A 16,193-nucleotide genomic window follows, 5' to 3' on the forward strand; every position below is an offset into this window, starting at 1 on the left:
ATGGAATGTCGCGCCGGGCGGGGCGCGGGTCAATGACCGGGGTCCGTCCCTCTCCGCTGCGTGCGCTCGGCGACGCCGCGACAATCCTGCTCGCCTCCGCGCTCGGCATGGTGGTGGAGATCGTGGCGGGGCGGCTCCTCGCGCCGCATGTCGGCATGTCGCTCCACACCTGGACGGCGATCATCGCCGTGGTGCTGGGCGGCTTCTCGCTCGGCCATTGGTGGGGCGGCCGGCTGGCCGGGCCGGGCTGCGACCGGCGCACGGGGCACCGGCGGCTGGCTTGGCTGCTCGGCGGTTGCGCGGCGGCGACGCTGCTCGCCGTGCCGGCGCTGCGCTTGGCCGCGCCGCTGCTGGAGGGGGGGCGGGTGCATCCGCTCGCCGCCATCCTCGGTCTCGCCCTGGCGGCCTTCTTCCTGCCGAGCCTGCTGGTCGGCACGGTCTCCCCCATCGTGACCAAGCTGGCGGTGGAGGAAGCGCCGCCTGGCCGGATGGGGCCGGTGCTCGGGCGGCTCTTCGCCGTCTCGGCGCTGGGGGCGATCGCCGGGACGCTCGCGGCGGGCTTCGTCTTCGTCTCCTGGCTCGGCTCCACCGCCACCATGCTCGCCTGCACCGCCCTCTATGGGCTGATGGCCTCGGGTCACGCGGGCGCCGCGCTGGCCTTGGCCCGGCGCCGGGCGGCGCTGCCGGTCGCCGCCGCGGTCGGCCTCGCCGCCTTGCTGCTGCCGGCGGCCGCGGCGCGGCTGCCCGCCCTCGCCGCGCCCTGCGAGAGCGAGAGCGCCTACTTCTGCATCCGTACCGTGGACCTGACGGATGCGGTCGGGCAGCCGGCGCGGCTGATGGTGCTGGACCACCTCGCGCACGGCGCGAACGTCCGGAACGAGCCGACGCTGTTCGTGCAGCCCTACCTGCATCTGGTGGACGAGTTGATGGCGGCGCGCGGCCTGCCGGAGCGGCCAGCGGCCTTCTTCCTCGGCGGCGGCGCCTTCACCCTGCCGCGCGCCTGGGCCGCCGACCACCCGGAAGGCCGCCTCATCGTCGCCGAACTCGACCCGGCCGTGGCCGCGGCGGCACGACGCGACTTCTGGCTGGAAGACGGCCCGGCGCTGGCGGTCCTGACGGCGGACGGCCGCCCGGCGCTGCAGAACCTGCCGGCGGCCCCGCGGTTCGACCTGGTCTTCGCCGATGCCTTCCACGACATCGCCATGCCGGCGCATCTGTCCACGCGCGAATGGCACCGCGTGGTGCGCGCGCGCCTGCGCCCCGGCGGCGCCTATGTTGCGAACGTCATGGAGGACAAGCGGCAGCCGCGCTTCCTGCTCGCCCTCGCGCGGACCCTCGCCCTCGATTTCCCGGCGGTGGAGGTCTGGGTGGAGATGGCGGAAGCGCCGGGGAGGCGCGTCACCTACCTGCTGCTGGCCTCCGACACGCCGACGCCCTCCGACCGCATCACCGCGCGGCGGGGCCCCGGACGCCGCTGGGCCCGGCTGCCGCCGGGCTTCGTCGCGGCGCGCATCGCCGCCGCGGGCGTGCCGGTGCTCACCGACGATTTCGCCCCGGTGGAGCGGCTGATGTCGCACCTGATCCTGAGCGCGGAGGGAAGCGGACGATGAAGCGGTCACGACGCGCCATCCTGGCGGCCATGGCCGCCTTTCCGCTGGCCGCCGCCGGCGGCGTGCGGCAGACGCCGCTGGCCGAGCCGAGGCCGAGCCCGGAGGCGCCGCGGCGCATCGTCGTCTCCCTCCCGGAAGGCGACCCGGCGCGGGCCAACGCGGTGCTGTCCAATCTCGTGAACATCCAGGCCTTCTACGGCCAGGACCTGGTGGAGATCCTGGTGGTCGCCTACGGCCCCGGCGTGCGCCACCTGCTGCGAGCGGAGAGCCAAGTGGCCGAGCGGGTGGCGAGCCTGCAGGCCTATGGCATCGAATTCGTCGCCTGCGGGGCGACGCTCGACACGCTCGGACTGCCGCCGGAGGCGGTGCTGCCCGAGGTGCAGGTGGTGGAGAACGGCTTGCCGGAAGTGGTGGAGCGCCAGTTGATGGGCTGGGTCCACCTCCGGCCCTAGGCCGGCCCGCTCACATCATCAGCCGGTCCTCGACCGCCTGCAGCCCGGCACGGGCGCAGGCATCGTCCTCCGCCCCGCCCGGCGCGCCGGAAACGCCGATGCCGCCGAGGATCGACCCGCCGCCCTCCACCGGTACCCCGCCGCCCAGGAAGACATAGCCGGGGATGTGGCGGATGGCGGAGTTGATCTGCCCGGCCTGCGTGGCGGCGGAGAGCTCCTCGGTCGCCGCGCGGAAGCTGACGGCGGTGCGCGCCTTGGCGGTCGCGGTGTCGGGCGTGTGCGGGCCGGCCAGCGCGTCCCGCAGCACCACCTGCGCCACGCCGAAGCGGTCCACCACCGCGACCGCCACCTGGAAGCCACGGTCCTGGCAGGACTTCAGCGCGGCTTGCGCCAGTTCGAGCGCCAGCGGCGGGGCCAGCACGCGGAAGGTGGTGAAATCGGTTTCGCGTGCCCGTGTCGCCGGCGCCATGGCCAGCAGCGCGGCGCCCAGCATCCATGCCCGCTTCATTTCGAATCCTCCCTGTCTCCGGTCCCGCCTTGCGGCAGCTTGGCCAGCAGCGCCTCGGCCCGCTGCCAGAAGAAAAGGTCGCCCTGGTAGCCGATGATGCGGCCGAGCTCGCGCCCGCCCTGCACCAGCACGAAGGTCGGCGTGAAGCGCCAATGCGCGAAGGCGCCGAAATCGGCGGGCATCTCCTTCGCCACGTCCACCCGGCGCAGCGGCGCCCGCCGGCCGAGGTCGGAGGCGTTCCACGCCGCCTCGCCCACCTCCCGCAGCCATCGGCGGCACCAAGGGCAGTCGTGCCGCTCCAGCATGACGAGTCGCGCGGTGGGCTCGTCCCCGGCGCGGGCGCGCGGACCGGTGACGGCACCGAAGCCCAGCCAGGCCAAGTCGCGCCGGCGCATCCTGCCCTCCACGAGGCTAGCGCGCGGTGCCCGCCGCTCGGTGGGGATGGGCGGGCGGATCGTTCATCCGCTGCCCGTCCTCCAGCCCCGGGTAGGGCGTGCTGCCGGCCGTGTGGCCGACCATGCCGCGCGGGTCCGGGCCGGCGCCGTTGCGCCCGCAGCGTTGATCGAACGCGTGCTGCCCCGCCGCCGGCATGGCGACGGCCAGAACGGCACTCCGAAATCCCATGGGCCGGGTCCTCCCTCACCGTGCGGCAGCACGGGAATGAAACCGCGCCGTCGCGCGTCAGACACGCATTGGACGCGGTACGCTGGACCCTGGACGCAACGAGAATGCCGCGCTTCGCGGGAAAGTAAAGCGAAACCGAGGGGGAGGAACGGCCGGATGGGCAGGGCGGCGATCCTGGCCCTGGCGATGCTGGCGGCGCCGGCCGCCGCGCAGGAGCACGGCGCGCTGCTCGCCGGCGCATGCCAGGGCTGCCATGGCGCAGCGGGCGGCGGATCGCAGGGCATCCCCGCCATCGCGGGCACGCGCCGCCGCGCGGAATTCGCGGCCATCCTGCGCGACTTCCGCGAGAACAAGCGGGAGGCGACCGTCATGGGGCGCATCGCGCGCGGCTTTTCGGAGAAGGACATCGCCGCCCTGGCCGCGCATTACGCGGCGCGCGACTGAGGAGGGCCCGCCATGACGATCCAGCGTCGCGCCTTCCTCGCCGCCACCGGCCTCCTCGCCACGCCACGCCTCGCCCGCGCGCAGCAGGCCGGGCGGTTGGTCATCCTCGGCGGCGGCTTCGGCGGCGCCTCCGCCGCCCGCTTCGCCCGCGACCACCACCCGCGGCTCGACGTCACGCTGGTCGAGCGCGGCGCCCGCTTCACCACCTGTCCCTACGGCAATCTGGTGCTCGCCGGCCGGCGCGACGTCGAAAGCATCACCTTCGGCTATGAGGGCCTCGCCGCCCGCGGGGTGCGGGTGGTGCGCCAAAGCGTCGCCGCGGTTGATGCCGGGCGGAAGCGGCTGCGCCTCGCCGACGGGGCGGAGCTTCCCTACGACCGCTTGATCATGTCGCCGGGGATCGACCTGCGCTGGGGCGCGGTCGAGGGCTACGACGAGGCGGCGGCCGCGCGCATGCCGCACGGCTGGATCCCCGCGCTGCAGCAGGTCACCGTGCTGCGCCGGCAGATGGAGGCGATGCCGGAGGGCGGCGTCTTCGTGATGACGATCCCGGACAACCCCTTCCGCTGCCCGCCCGGACCCTACGAGCGCATCTGCATGGTGGCGGAGTACCTGAAGCGGGCGAAGCCGCGCGCCAAGCTCATCGCGTTGGACGCGAAGAACGGCTTCTCCAAGCAGCCGCTTTTCCAGGATGCCTGGCGGGAGCTTTACCCCGGCATCGTCGAGTGGCGCGGCGCCTCCGAAGACGGGCGGGTGGTGCGGGTGCGCCCCGCCGCGATGGAGGTGGAGACGGAGTTCGGCGACAAGGTGAAGGGCGACGTGGTCAACGTCATCCCCCCGCAGATGGCGGCCCGCGTCGCGCGCGACGCCGGGCTGGCCGACGAGTCCGGCTGGTGCCCGGTGAAGCCGGAAACCATGGAGTCCGCGCGGGCGCCGGACATCCACGTCATCGGGGATGCCTGCATCGCGGCGCCCATGCCGAAGTCGGGCTTCGCCGCCTCGTCCCACGCCAAGCACGCGGTGGCCTGCGCGGCGGCCTCCCTGGCGGGACGGGAGCCGCCGGCGGCCACCTACTTCAACACCTGCTACAGCCATGTCGGGCCCGACTACGGGATCTCGATCGTCGGCGTGTACCGCGGCACGCCGCAGCGGATGGAGGAGGTGCCCGGATCGGGCGGCATCAGCCCGCGCACCGCCGCGCTGGGAGAGCGCGCCGCCGAGCACCGCCGGCTGGAAGCGCTCTACGCCGATGGTTGGTACGAGAGCATCACCCGGGAGATGTTCGGCATCGCCTGAGGCGGCACGCCCAGGCAGGAAGAAACGAGGCACCGCATGACGGAGTTGCAGCGACCAAGGGCCGCGTCGCGGCGGGGCCTGTTGAAGGCGGCGGCGGCGGGCACGCTCGGCGCCGGCGCCGCCACGGCGGCCGAGGGCGATCCGGCGAACCTGCCGCCCAACACGCCGGAATGGGCGAAGGCCCTGGGGCCCGGCGTGATCGAGGAGGCCTACGGCACGCGCAGCCGGCACGAGACGGCGGTCCGCCGCTACGTGCCCTGGCTGACGCAGGACCGGCAATCCTCCGTCTCCTTCACGCCGCTGGCGGAGATGCACGGCATCATCACCGCCTCCGGCCTGCACTTCGAGCGGCACCACGGCGGCGTGCCGGACGTGGTGCCGGCCGATTGGCGGCTGATGGTCCACGGCCTGGTGGAACGGCCGCTGCAGTTCGCGCTGGAGGACATCAAGCGGCTGCCGAGCGTGTCCCGCATCCACTTCATCGAATGCCCGGCGAACGGCGGCATGGAGTGGCGCGGCGCGCAGATGTCGGGCGTGCAATTCACCCACGGCATGCTGTCCTGCTCGGAGTGGACAGGCGTGCCGCTGAAGGCGCTGCTGGGCCAGGCCGGGCTGAAGCCCAACGCGTCCTGGCTGCTGGTGGAGGGCGGCGACGCCAGCCTGATGACGCGCTCCATCCCCCTCGCCAAGGCGCTGGACGACGTGATCGTCGCCTATGGCCAGAACGGGGAGGCGGTGCGGCCGCAACAGGGTTACCCGGTGCGTTTGGTGGTGCCGGGCTGGGAAGGCAACGTCTGGATCAAGTGGCTGCGCCGCATCGAGGTCGGCGACCGCCCCTGGTACCACCGCGAGGAGACGCGCCACTACACGGACCTCATGCCGGACGGCAGGGCGCGGAAGTTCACCTTCGTCAACGAGGTGAACAGCGTCATCACCGCGCCCTGCCCGGAGAAGCCGTTGCGCGGCAAGCCCGGCTTCGTCGAGATCTCGGGTTTGGCCTGGAGCGGCGCCGGGCGGGTCACGCGCGTCGATGTCTCGGTGGATGGCGGCGACAACTGGCGCGCGGCGCAGTTGCAGGAGCCGGTGCTGGGCAAGGCGCTGACCCGCTTCCGCGTCCCCTGGGAATGGCGGGAGGGCCAGCGGGCCTTCCTGCAGTCCCGCGCAATGGACGAAACGGGGCGTGTGCAGCCGACCTTCGCGGCGCTGCGCAAGGCGCGCGGCGTCGAGAGCATCTACCACAAGAACGCGATCCACACCTGGCTGCTGGAGCCGGACGGGACGGTGGTCAATGTCCAGATCGATGCGTAGGGCGCTGCTCCTCGGCGCTATCGGGTTCGCCGCGCTTGCGGCGGGCGGCGCGATGCGGGCGCAGACCGGCGGCGACCGCGCCGCGCTGTACCGGCCCTTTCCGCTGCCGCAGGGCGGCGCCGCGATCGGCCCCTTCGGCGCTTGGCCGGCGCCGCCGGCCGCCTCGGAGGGCTTGCCGCGGCCCATCGCCGGCATCGGCCGTCCGGTGACCGCGCAGGAGATCGCGGGCTGGGACGTCGACGTGCGCGGCGACGGCGAGGGGCTGCCGCCCGGCCGCGGTTCCGTGAAGGAGGGCGAGGAGCTGTTCGTGCAGCAATGCGCCTCCTGCCACGGCGATTTCGGCGAGGGGCTGGAGCGCTGGCCGGCCCTGATCGGCGGCCGCGGCAGCCTGAACACCGACCAGCCGCGGCGCACCGTCGGCAGCTTCTGGCCCTATGCGCCGCCGGTCTTCGACTACATCCGCCGCGCCATGCCCTACGCGACGCCGATGAGCCTCTCGAACGAGCAGGCCTACGCGCTGACGGCCTATGTGCTGCACCTGAACGAGCTGCTGCCCGAGGATGCCGAGCTGGACGCGGAAAAGCTCAAATCAATCCGCATGCCGAACCGCGACGGCTTCGTGCCGGAGGCGCGGCCGGACACGCCGGACGAGGCCTGCATGAGCAGTTGCCGGCAGGGGAGGCCCGTGGCGGTCACGATGGACAGCCGGCGGTTCGTGCAACCGGGTTCCGGTTCCGGCTTCTCGGAACCGCAATAGCGCATGGAGGCGGCGATGGCGGCCAGGATGAGGCGGCGGGCGGGGCTGACGGGCCTGTTGGCGGCAGGGGCGGCGACGGCGGGCGGCGCGGCGGCCCAGGCCCCGGCCGCTCCCGCGAAGGAGCTGATCCTCTACCACTTGAACCAGCCCGGCGGTGAGGAATTCCGCCACTACCGCCAACTCCTGCGGAACCTGCGCAACCACCTCAGCGTGCTGCCGCAGGGCGGCTACGACCTCCGCGTGGTGATGCACGGCGCGGGCCTCGGCCTGCTGCGGCTGGCGGCGCGGCAGGAGCCGCAGATCGCCGCGACGGTCGACGAGCTGAAGCTGGCCGGCGTCCGCTTCGAGATCTGCCGGATCACGCTGCGGCTCGACGGCATCAAGCTGGAGGAACTCTACGACGCGACGGAAGACGATTTGGTCGAGAGCGGCGTCGGCCAGGTCGCCCGGCTGCAGCACCGCGGCTTCGCCTACATCAAGATCTGACGGCGCGCGCTTGCTCGGCGCTGCCCGCCGCGTGCGCCTCCTCGGCCGATGGGGGACCGTCGGGCAGCGCGACAGGCGCCCCCGCGGGCGTAGCCAAACCGGGGACGGGGCCGCTGCCCGGGCCCTTTGCTTCCCGCAGTTGGAGGACCGATCCATGCCCACCCTTCCTGCGACCGCGAGCCGCATCAGCCGCAACACCGCGGGCGCCGTGAACCGTCGCATCGCGGAGCGGACGGAACGGAACGTGGCCTTCCTGGCCGCGCACCCCGAACGCATCGACCGGCGCCTGCGCGAGTTGGACGAGGAGTGGGACACGGAACGGGTGCTCGAGGCCAACGCCGCCACGTTGGCGCTCGGCGGGACGGTGCTCGGCATCTTGGAGGACCGGCGTTTCCTGGCCCTGTCCGTCGTGGTGACCGCCTTCCTGCTGCAACACGCGCTGCAGGGCTGGTGCCCGCCCCTGCCCGTCATCCGCCGGCTCGGCGTCCGCACCGCGGAGGAGATCAACGGCGAACGCACGGCGCTGAAGGCGCTCCGCGGCGATTTCGCGGCGATCGGGCAGGCGGCGACCGATGATCCGCACGCACGCGCCGAGGCGGCGTTGCGGGCGGCCGCGTGAGCGTCTCTGGCAACCGGCCGGGTGGCGCCGGCTGAGCCCCTGGCCCCGACCGGGCGAGACCTCGCCAGGTGCGAACCCTGTCAGGGAACAGCGATCGCCGTGGCGCGGGCGGGCGACGCCTTTCCGACGCCCCCCTTCCGGTGAAGAAGAGCTGGCGCGGCGGGTCGCGCAGCAAGGCGAGAGGCGGATCGGGCATGGCCGGACTCCTCAAACGGCGGCGGGCCGCGTCTCGGCTTCGATCCGCCCGTCGCGCAAGCTGACCAGGCGGTCGAAGCGGCCGTAGATCTTCTCGTCATGCGTCACCACCAGCACGGCGGCCGATTGCTCCCTCGCCACGCCGCGCAGCAGGTCCATCACCACCTGGGCACGTTCGGAGTCGAGCGCCGCCGTGGGCTCGTCGGCCAGGATGATGCGCGGGCGGTTGGCCAGCGCGCGGGCGATGGCGACACGTTGCGCCTCGCCGCCCGAAAGCTTCGCCGGCATGGCGGAGGCCCGCTTCCCGACCTGCAGGTGGTCGAGCAGGGTTCGCGCGCGCCGCCTGGCCTCGGCCAGCGGCACGCCGTTGAGCGTGAGCGCCAGCGCGACGTTGTCGGTCGCGTCCAGGAAGGGCAGCAGGTTGTGGAATTGGAAGATGAAGCCGATCTTCTCACGCCGCAGCGCGCGCAGGTCGCCCCGCGCCCAGCGGCCCTGCCATACCGTCTCGCCGGCCAGCCGGAGCAGCCCGGCGTCGGGCTCCAGGATGCAGGCGACGAGGTTGAGCAGCGTCGACTTGCCGCTGCCGGAGGGGCCGCGCAGGCCGACGACCTCGCCGGGCATCGCCGAGAGCGTGATGTCCGAGAGGGCCTGCACCCGCGCCTCGCCCTCGCCGAAGCCCTTGGCTACCCCGGCCAGCTCGACGAGCGGCGTGCCCGCATCCTGGCGCGGGGCACGCAGCCCGCCCGGGCCCGCGCCTCCCGCGCCGCTGGTCGCTTCCATCCGCTATCCGCCGAGCGCCTGCGCCGGCTCGATGCGGAGCGCGTAGCGCACGCCGAGCAGGCTGGCGAACAGGCAGATGCCGAAGATCACCAGGCCGAAGCCCGCCACCTCCTCCGGCCCCAGCAGCACGCGGCGCGGGAAGGCGTCCTTCACCGAGAGCAGCAGCGCCGTGCCGCCGGCGAAACCCACCGCGCCCAGCATCAAGGCCTGCTGCATCACCAGCGCGACGATGCTGCGGTCCGGCGCGCCGATCAGCTTCAGCGTCGCGATCTCCCGCATCTTGTCCATGGTCAAGGTGTAGACGATCAACGCCACGATCACCGCGGAGACGAGCAGCAGCACCACGGTGAAGAGGCCGAGCTGCCGCCGGGCCCGCTCCACCACGCTGCGGGTCAGCACCGTCTCCTGCTCGGCCGCCGTCAGCGCGGCGAAGTGCTTCCAGCGGCGGATGCCGGCGGCGACGTCCTCTACGCGGGCATGCGGCGAGAGCCGCGCGACGACGGCGTTCACCGTGTCCTGCGGCTGGCCGCCGCCGCCGCCCTGCTGGGCGCGCCGCGCCGCCGGCGGAGTCAGGCGGAATTGCAGTTCCTGGCTGTCCCGCAAGGTGATCCAGCCGATCGGGTCGCCGCCGGTCGAGACGGCCCGCGCCGTCAGCCCGACCACGCGGAAGCGGACGCCGCCCATTTCCACCGTGGCTCCCGGCGAGAGGCCGCTGCCCCGATCGGCCACCATTTCGCGCCGCCCGCGGCCGATGCCGCGCCCTTCCACGATGCCGGGCGGGCCGCCGGGGCGGTCGGGCTCGTGGCCGACCACTTGCAGCCGCAGCACCGCGCCGACGCGCTGCCGCCCGGCCTCGCCCGAGCGTTCGCGCACCCAGTCGTCCGCCGATCCGGGCCCGGGGGGAGCCGCCGCCCCGTCGGGGCCGCCGGCATGGCGCGCCTCCACCGTCTGGAAGGTGACGCCGCCGGCCGCGACGACGCCGGGCAGCCGCGCCACCGCCTCCCGCACGTCGCCCGGGATGCGGCTGGCCTCGGCGAAGGGGCCGCGGGTGCCGGCCTCCACCACCCAGAGATCGGCCCGCAGGCCGCGGGCGAGCGACAGCGCCTCCTCCACCACGCCGCGGTAGATGCCGACCATGGCGAGCGCGACGCCGAGCAGCAGGCCGAGCCCGAGGCAGGTCAGCAAGAAGCGGCCGAGGTTGTGGCGGATGTCCCGCAGCGCGAGGTTCACGGCGCCGGCCTCGCGGCCCGGCCCTCGCGGAAGCCGGCCAGCACGCGCGTGGCGACCGGCAGATCGGCCGGCAGGGCGGGGTCGAGGGCGAGGGCGAGGCGCGCGTCCAAGGTGCGGGCGATGAAGCGCGCCTCCCGCTGGCGCAGCCGCCCGTCCTCGACCACCCAGACCCGGCCGGCGGCGCCGTCGAAGCCTTCCACGGCGGCCTCGGGCACCAGGCGCGCGGCCGGCAACCGGCCGGTCTCCACCTCCACCTGCACCTGCTCGCCGAGGACGGGGCGCGGCGGGCAGCGCTCGCAGCGGACGTGGACGCGGCGCTCCTCCGTCACCCGGTCGCTCTCCAAACCGACGCGGACGACGCGGCCGGTGAAGGTTTCGCCGGGCAGGGAGCGCAGCCGCACCTCGGCCGGCAAGCCTTCGCGGATGGCGCCGGCGCGGCCCTCGTCCACGTAGGCCAGCGCCCAGAGGCTGCCGGGCGCGACCAGGCTGAAAACCGCCTCCCCGGGGCCCAGCGCGGCGCCCGGCTCGCGCAGCCGGGCGATGACAAGGGCGTCGAAGGGCGCGGCCAAGGTGTGCTTGGCCAGCGCCGTGCGCTCGGCCAGCAGGACCGCCTGGGCGTCGGCCAACGCCGCCCGCGCCACACCGAGGTCGGCCCGCGCCAGGGCGAGGTCGGCGGCGGCGGCGACCGCCTCGGTTTCCGCGATCTCGGCGGCCTCCGACGAGGCTGCGCCGCGGCCCGCCAGCTCCCGCCGGCGTTGTGCCGTGGCCCGCTTCTGCTGCGCCATCGCCGCGGCGCGGTCCAGCGCCGCCGCGACGCGGGCCTGCTGCGCTTCGGCGCTCTGCACGCCGGCTTCCGCCTTGGCCACCCGCGCCTGCTGCGCGGCGGGGGCGAGCCGCGCCAGCACCGTGCCGGCCGGCACCCGGTCGCCGTGGTCCGCCAGCACCTCGGCCAGCGTGCCCGCGACCTCGAAGCCGATGCGCGAGGAAACCTGCGCCTCGATGGTGCCGAGGCCGAAGACGCGGACGGGCACGTCCCGCTCCTCCCGCGCCACCGGCACCTCGACCGGGCGGTCGCGGAGCGCCCAGGCGCCGCCCGCCGCCGCGATGCCGGCCACCGCCGCAGCGGCGAGCCAACGCGAGCGCGCCACCCGGGGAGCCTAGGCGCTCCGCCGGGCCAGTTTGCAGGTGCTGAGGCCGAGCAGGCCGTAGACCGGGCAACTGCCGGCAAGGCCGGTGGCCAGCGGCACCAGCCCGACCAGCCCCCACCAGCCGAGCGGGCCGAACAGGCCGAGCGTTAACAAGACGACCCCGGCCGCGATCCGCAGCCATTTGTCGATGTTCCCGACATTGCGAGTCATGGTCGCTGTCCTCCACGGCTGGGGGCTTCCCGCCCTCCCTCGGCAACTGTGGCAGCATGGCTCGCGGCCGCATTGATCAGGCTCAAGCCGCCGCGCAGCGGGGCGCCAGATCGATGCGTCCGAGGTGGGTTCCGGGCGATCGTGGGCGTTGCGGTCCCGAAAGCGTCGGACGGCGTCCAGGCGTGACCGCTTCTTCTCGAACGCGCTCACGCCCACATTATTTAAGTTACTTCTTATATTAGAATGCCTGAATGCTATGTCGGCGCGGACAATGGCGGCTCGGTTCGGCCGCTCGGACACCGCGAGGAGGACGCCCATGGACCGCGTCGCACGTCTGACCCCTTTCCTGTCGATCACCTCCCAGATCTCTGAAGCCGATGTCGGCGTGGCCGCCGCTCGGGGCTTCCGCGCCATCGTCAGCAACCGCCCGGACGACGAGGCGCCGGACCAGCCGCCCTCGGCCGCCATCGCCGCGGCGGCCGAGCGGCACGGCCTCGCCTACCGGCACATCCCGGTGGTATCCGGGAACGTGACGGATGCCGACGTCCGGGCCTTCGCCGCCGGCTTGGCCGAGCTCAGGGGCCCGGTGCTGGCGTTCTGCCGGACGGGCACCCGCTCCGCCACGCTCTGGGCCCTCTCCGAAGGTGCCCGGCTCGCCGCCGACGCGGTGCTGCGCACGGCCGCCGAGACGGGCTACGACCTCGGCGGGCTCCGGCCCCGCCTGGAGACGCGCTGGCGAGCCGGCGGGGCCGATGCCGCCCGGCTCCCCTCCGCCACCTACGACGTGCTGATCGTGGGCGGCGGCGCGGCCGGCATCGCCGCCGCCGCGAGTCTGCTGAAGCGCCGCCCCGGCCTCGACATCGCGGTGGTCGAGCCTTCCGACCGGCACCACTACCAGCCCGGTTGGACCCTGGTGGGCGGCGGGGCCTTCGACCGCCGCCGCACCGAGCGGCCGATGGCCGCCGTGATGCCGCGCGGCGTGCGCTGGGTCCGCGCCGCGGCTGCGGCCTTCGAGCCGGAGCGCGCCGCCGTGGTGCTGGAGGACGGCACGCGCCTCTTCTACCGCGCCCTGGTGGTCGCCCCGGGCCTCAAGCTGGACTGGGACGCTGTGGACGGGCTGCGGGCGACGCTGGGCAAGAACGGCGTGACCTCGAACTACCTCTTCGACCTCGCGCCCTACACCTGGCAGCTCGTGCAGGCGCTGGAGCGCGGTCGCGCGCTCTTCACCCAGCCGCCCATGCCCACCAAGTGCGCCGGCGCGCCGCAGAAAGCGATGTACCTTTCCTGCAGCGCGTGGGAGCGCCGCGGTGCGCTGAAGCACATCGACGTCCATTTCCACACCGCGGGCGCCGTGCTGTTCGGGGTGAAGGAGTTCGTCCCGCCCCTGATGCGCTACGTCGAGCGCTACGGCGCGAAGCTCGACTTTTCTTCCAACCTCAAGGCGGTGGCCGGCCCCGGGCGCCGGGCCTGGTTCGAGGAGAAGGACGCCGGGGGCGGGACGCGCACCGTGGAGCGCGGTTTCGACATGCTGCACGCCTGCCCGCCGCAGACCGCGCCGGACTTCGTGCGGAACGGCCCGCTCGCGGATGCCGCCGGCTGGGCGGAGTGGACCACGAGACGCTGCAGCACCCGCGCTACGGCAACGTCTTCGGCCTCGGCGACGCCTGCTCGGCGCCCAATGCCAAGACCGCGGCGGCGGTGCGCAAGCAGGCGCCGGTCGTGGCCGAGAACGTGCTGGCGGCGCTGGACGGGCGCAGCCCGCGCGCGCTCTACGACGGCTACGGCTCGTGCCCGCTGACGGTGGAGCGCGGCAAGGTGGTGCTGGCCGAGTTCGGCTACGGCGGCAAGCTGCTGCCGACCTTCCCGTTGGACCCGGTGGTTCCGCGGCGCAGCGCTTGGTGGCTGAAGGCGAAGCTGCTGCCGGCGCTCTACTTCGACGCGATGCTGAAGGGGCGGGAGTGGCTCGCGGCGCCGCGGCTGCTGCCCCACCCGCCGCGGCCCCACGAAGTGGCGGCCGCGGCCGATTTCCGTGACGCCGGGGCGAAGGCGGGCTGACCGCCGGGCCGAGCTCCCCGGCCGCGCGGGCTGCCCCGCGCGGCCGGGAACCACCCCGGTCACGGCACGGGACGCGCGACGCCCTCGACCATGAAGGTCGCCAGCTTCGGTCCGGCGCCCAGGTAGCCCGACCGGAGCTCGAGGAATTCGAAGCCCGCCTCGGCCAGCAGCCGCTCCACCGGGTTGTCGAGGTGGCAGCTGACCCGCCACCAGAGCGGGTCGAGGCGGTGCTGCCAAGCGGCGACTCCGGGCTCCGGGGCCAACCCGTGCTCGACGAAGACCAGCGCCCCGCCGGGCCGGAGCACCCGGCGCACCTCCCGCAACCCGGCGCGCGCGTCCCGCAGGCTGCACAGCGTCCAGGTCATGACCGCCGTGTCGATGCTCGCCGCAGCGAGCGGGATCGCTTCCGCCGCGGCGCGGAGGAGATGGACGGGGCACGCGGCCCGCGCCGCGAGGGACGCCGCGCGGCGCAGCAGTTCCGCCGACGGCTCCAGCCCGATCACGCGCTCCGCCTGGCGCCCGTACCAGGGCAGGTTCAGGCCGGACCCGAGCCCGACTTCCAGCACCCGTCCCTCGGCCCGCGGAACCAGCCGTTCCCGATAGCGCGTCAGCTCCCCGGTGCGCATGGCCCAGGCGATCAGCCGCGGCAGGACCTTGTCTTCGTAGAAGCCCAAGGACGGCCCCCCTATGGCCGGCATCGGCAACGCCACCCAGGGCGCACAGCTCAGACCCCGGCCGCCGCGACGGCGCCCTCGGCCCAGGCGGCGATGCGCCGCGCGGGCATGGCGCCGGCCTGCCGCGCCACCTCCCGCCCGCCGGCGAACAGCGCCAAGGTCGGGATGCTGCGGATGCCGAGTTCGGCCGCGATGTTCGGCGCTTCCTCGGTGGAGACCTTCACGAGGCGGAAGCGGGGCTCAAGCGTCCGCGCCGCCGCCTCGAACTCGGGCGCCATGGCGCGGCAGGGGCCGCACCAGGAGGCCCAGAAATCCACCAGCAAGGGAATGCCGCTGTGGCGGAGGTGGCGGCGGAAACGCTCCTCGGACAATCCGGCGGGCTTCGCCTCGAACAAGGGGGCGCGGCACTCGCCGCAGCGCGGGCCGTCGCCGAGGCGCGCGGCGGGGACGCGGTTGATGGCGTCGCAACGCGGGCAAACGACTTGGAGGGCCTCGTCCATGCTGCTCGGGCTTTCCGTCAGTTCGTGACGCGGGCCGCGTCCGGGTTGGCGCGCAACCAGTCCTGGATCGGCTTCCAAGGCCCGTAGCGGTGCTGCTCCGGCGCGAAGGGGCCGACGAAGGGCGGGTAGGCGGCGTCCGCGGGCTTCTTCGAGCGGTCGGGGTAGTCCCGCTCCAGTCCCTCCTTGCGCGGACGCGGCTGGGTGTTGACGAAGGCCATCGCGTCGAAGGCGTCCTCGGCGCCGATCGCGGGCGCTTCGAAGGTGGTGCCGAGCGGCATGTTGGCGTGCACGAAGCGGGCGGCGGTGATCGTCCGCGCCATGCCGGCGCCGTCGTTGTAGCTGTCCGGCCCCCAGAGCGGCGGGAATCGGTAGCGCCGGCCCGTCTCGGCGGCCTCCGGGGCCTCCAGCCGCTGCCCCTGGCCGTCGGCGCCGTGGCAGGTGGCGCAGGCGTCGGCGTAGATTTGCCGGCCGCGCTCCGGGTCGGCGGCGCGGTCCGGCAGCGGCAGGGGCGGCGAGCCGCGGCCGTGCAGGGACTGCCCGACGCGCTCCGGCGCGCTGATGTGGCGGACGTAGGTGAGGATCGCCTTCATCTCCGGTCCTTCCACCGGCAGGGCGCGGCCGTTCATGCTGCGCTCCATGCAGCCGTTCACCCGCTCCTCCAGGGTGCGGACCTCGTCCTCGCGGCCGATGTAGGTGGGGAAGACGCCCCAGACGCCGGCGAGCGGGAGGCCGAATTGCTGGGTGCCGGCTTGCAGGTGGCAGGATTGACAGTCTAGGCCGTTGCCGGCGAAGCGCATCGCCGGGTCGGCCGCGTCGGGGCCGATGGTGGAAGAGGTCCGGGCGATCAGGTCGCGGCCGCGCCGGACGGCCCGGCCGTAGGCGTCGTCGGGCAGCGCGTCGGGGTCCGGCACCTGCCAACCGGGCCCTTCCGCGGCCGATGCCGACGGGGCCGGCGGCCGGGCTTGGTCGGGTCGCGGCGAACCCGCGGGCGGGGCGGCAGCCGGCGCCGGTCCGGGGGCAGGGCGCGCGGCGAAAAGCGCGGGCACCCCCACCAAGAGGGCGCCCGCGATGACCCAAGGGAGCGGGGGCGTGCGCATGTCGGCCGCGTTTCCTGCGTTGCGACGGGGGCGGCCGACGCGGGCCGCGCTCCGCCGGGCGCGGCCAGCTTGGCCGTTCGGTTCGCCGCGGCGCCTTGATCCAGCGCAAGACGCCCCAAGGCAGCGGCTCACAAAGCCGCGTTCTTCGCCTTCACCGGGATTTTCAGGTAGCGGACGCCGTTCTCCTCGGCTTCCGGGAA

General features: G+C 74.2%; 20 protein-coding genes. 10 read left to right on the forward strand and 10 right to left on the reverse strand.

The window, feature by feature from the left end; genetic code table 11:
• Positions 1-32 precede the first annotated feature (32 nt).
• Positions 33-1,610, forward strand: a complete 1,578-nt coding sequence (locus ABD067_RS08335; RefSeq protein WP_343894769.1) for a fused MFS/spermidine synthase — start codon at positions 33-35, stop codon at positions 1,608-1,610.
• A complete protein-coding gene (locus ABD067_RS08340) occupies positions 1,607-2,062 on the forward strand; it encodes a DsrE family protein (RefSeq protein ID WP_343894770.1) in 456 nt (151 codons plus the stop codon). Before ABD067_RS08335 ends, ABD067_RS08340 begins: the two co-directional genes overlap by 4 nt.
• 10 nt (positions 2,063-2,072) lie before the next feature.
• Here ABD067_RS08340 and ABD067_RS08345 read toward each other — a convergent pair whose 3' ends face one another.
• From ABD067_RS08345 to ABD067_RS08355, 3 genes are read right to left on the reverse strand one after another with little or no spacing between them, the layout of a single operon-like run.
• Positions 2,073-2,570, reverse strand: coding sequence for a GlcG/HbpS family heme-binding protein (locus tag ABD067_RS08345; protein WP_343894771.1), 498 nt, complete (start codon positions 2,568-2,570; stop codon positions 2,073-2,075).
• Positions 2,567-2,965 carry a transcriptional regulator gene (locus tag ABD067_RS08350; protein WP_343894772.1) on the reverse strand — a complete coding sequence of 133 codons (399 nt, stop codon included), beginning with the start codon at positions 2,963-2,965 and terminating at the stop codon, positions 2,567-2,569. The genes ABD067_RS08345 and ABD067_RS08350 overlap by 4 nt, the downstream gene beginning before the upstream one ends.
• A 16-nt stretch (positions 2,966-2,981) precedes the next feature.
• Positions 2,982-3,194 (reverse strand): hypothetical protein, encoded by a 213-nt coding sequence (locus tag ABD067_RS08355; protein ID WP_343894773.1) that lies wholly within the window; start codon positions 3,192-3,194, stop codon positions 2,982-2,984.
• A 156-nt stretch (positions 3,195-3,350) separates the two neighbouring features.
• Between ABD067_RS08355 and ABD067_RS08360 the strand changes: the two genes are divergently transcribed.
• From ABD067_RS08360 to ABD067_RS08385, 6 genes are all read left to right on the forward strand, one after another.
• Entirely contained in the window at positions 3,351-3,638 is a 288-nt protein-coding gene (locus tag ABD067_RS08360) for a c-type cytochrome (protein WP_343894774.1), read from the forward strand.
• Between the two features lie 12 nt (positions 3,639-3,650).
• Complete coding sequence (locus tag ABD067_RS08365; protein WP_343894775.1) at positions 3,651-4,934, forward strand: NAD(P)/FAD-dependent oxidoreductase; 1,284 nt, start codon at positions 3,651-3,653, stop codon at positions 4,932-4,934.
• A gap of 36 nt (positions 4,935-4,970) precedes the next feature.
• Entirely contained in the window at positions 4,971-6,242 is a 1,272-nt protein-coding gene (soxC, locus tag ABD067_RS08370) for a sulfite dehydrogenase (RefSeq protein ID WP_343894776.1), read from the forward strand.
• A 52-nt stretch (positions 6,243-6,294) separates the two neighbouring features.
• Entirely contained in the window at positions 6,295-6,999 is a 705-nt protein-coding gene (locus ABD067_RS08375) for a c-type cytochrome (RefSeq protein ID WP_343894777.1), read from the forward strand.
• A gap of 15 nt (positions 7,000-7,014) precedes the next feature.
• Entirely contained in the window at positions 7,015-7,485 is a 471-nt protein-coding gene (locus ABD067_RS08380; protein WP_343894778.1) for a DsrE family protein, read from the forward strand.
• A gap of 154 nt (positions 7,486-7,639) precedes the next feature.
• Positions 7,640-8,104 (forward strand): hypothetical protein, encoded by a 465-nt coding sequence (locus ABD067_RS08385; RefSeq protein ID WP_343894779.1) that lies wholly within the window; start codon positions 7,640-7,642, stop codon positions 8,102-8,104.
• Positions 8,105-8,311: 207 nt separating this feature from the next.
• On the opposite strand, the gene ABD067_RS08390 is transcribed toward ABD067_RS08385, so the two are convergent.
• Genes ABD067_RS08390 through ABD067_RS08405 form a run of 4 tightly spaced genes read right to left on the reverse strand, consistent with a single transcriptional unit; the run spans position 8,312 to position 11,667 of the window.
• Positions 8,312-9,079, reverse strand: coding sequence for an ABC transporter ATP-binding protein (locus ABD067_RS08390; protein WP_343894780.1), 768 nt, complete (start codon positions 9,077-9,079; stop codon positions 8,312-8,314).
• 3 nt (positions 9,080-9,082) lie between these two features.
• Positions 9,083-10,309, reverse strand: a complete 1,227-nt coding sequence (locus ABD067_RS08395; RefSeq protein ID WP_343894781.1) for an ABC transporter permease — start codon at positions 10,307-10,309, stop codon at positions 9,083-9,085.
• On the reverse strand, positions 10,306-11,457 hold the full coding sequence (locus ABD067_RS08400) for an efflux RND transporter periplasmic adaptor subunit (protein WP_343894782.1): 1,152 nt from the start codon (positions 11,455-11,457) through the stop codon (positions 10,306-10,308). The genes ABD067_RS08395 and ABD067_RS08400 overlap by 4 nt, the downstream gene beginning before the upstream one ends.
• A 9-nt stretch (positions 11,458-11,466) precedes the next feature.
• Complete coding sequence (locus ABD067_RS08405; protein WP_343894783.1) at positions 11,467-11,667, reverse strand: YgaP family membrane protein; 201 nt, start codon at positions 11,665-11,667, stop codon at positions 11,467-11,469.
• 316 nt (positions 11,668-11,983) lie between these two features.
• On the opposite strand from ABD067_RS08405, the gene ABD067_RS08410 reads away from it, so the two are divergent.
• On the forward strand, positions 11,984-13,465 hold the full coding sequence (locus tag ABD067_RS08410) for a TIGR01244 family sulfur transferase (protein ID WP_343894784.1): 1,482 nt from the start codon (positions 11,984-11,986) through the stop codon (positions 13,463-13,465).
• Positions 13,387-13,722 carry a hypothetical protein gene (locus ABD067_RS08415; RefSeq protein WP_343894785.1) on the forward strand — a complete coding sequence of 112 codons (336 nt, stop codon included), beginning with the start codon at positions 13,387-13,389 and terminating at the stop codon, positions 13,720-13,722. Before ABD067_RS08410 ends, ABD067_RS08415 begins: the two co-directional genes overlap by 79 nt.
• A gap of 59 nt (positions 13,723-13,781) precedes the next feature.
• Here the strand turns inward: ABD067_RS08415 and ABD067_RS08420 are convergent, their stop codons facing one another.
• The 3 genes from ABD067_RS08420 to ABD067_RS08430 are packed head-to-tail and all read right to left on the reverse strand — an operon-like array spanning position 13,782 to position 15,807.
• Complete coding sequence (locus ABD067_RS08420; RefSeq protein WP_343894786.1) at positions 13,782-14,420, reverse strand: class I SAM-dependent methyltransferase; 639 nt, start codon at positions 14,418-14,420, stop codon at positions 13,782-13,784.
• A gap of 26 nt (positions 14,421-14,446) precedes the next feature.
• Positions 14,447-14,896 (reverse strand): thioredoxin TrxC, encoded by a 450-nt coding sequence (gene trxC, locus ABD067_RS08425; RefSeq protein ID WP_343894787.1) that lies wholly within the window; start codon positions 14,894-14,896, stop codon positions 14,447-14,449.
• A 17-nt stretch (positions 14,897-14,913) separates the two neighbouring features.
• Entirely contained in the window at positions 14,914-15,807 is an 894-nt protein-coding gene (locus ABD067_RS08430; RefSeq protein WP_343894788.1) for a c-type cytochrome, read from the reverse strand.
• Between the last annotated feature and the right edge of the window lie 386 nt (positions 15,808-16,193).

This window comes from Craurococcus roseus (genome assembly GCF_039523795.1).
Classification (GTDB): Bacteria; Pseudomonadota; Alphaproteobacteria; order Acetobacterales; family Acetobacteraceae; genus Craurococcus; species Craurococcus roseus.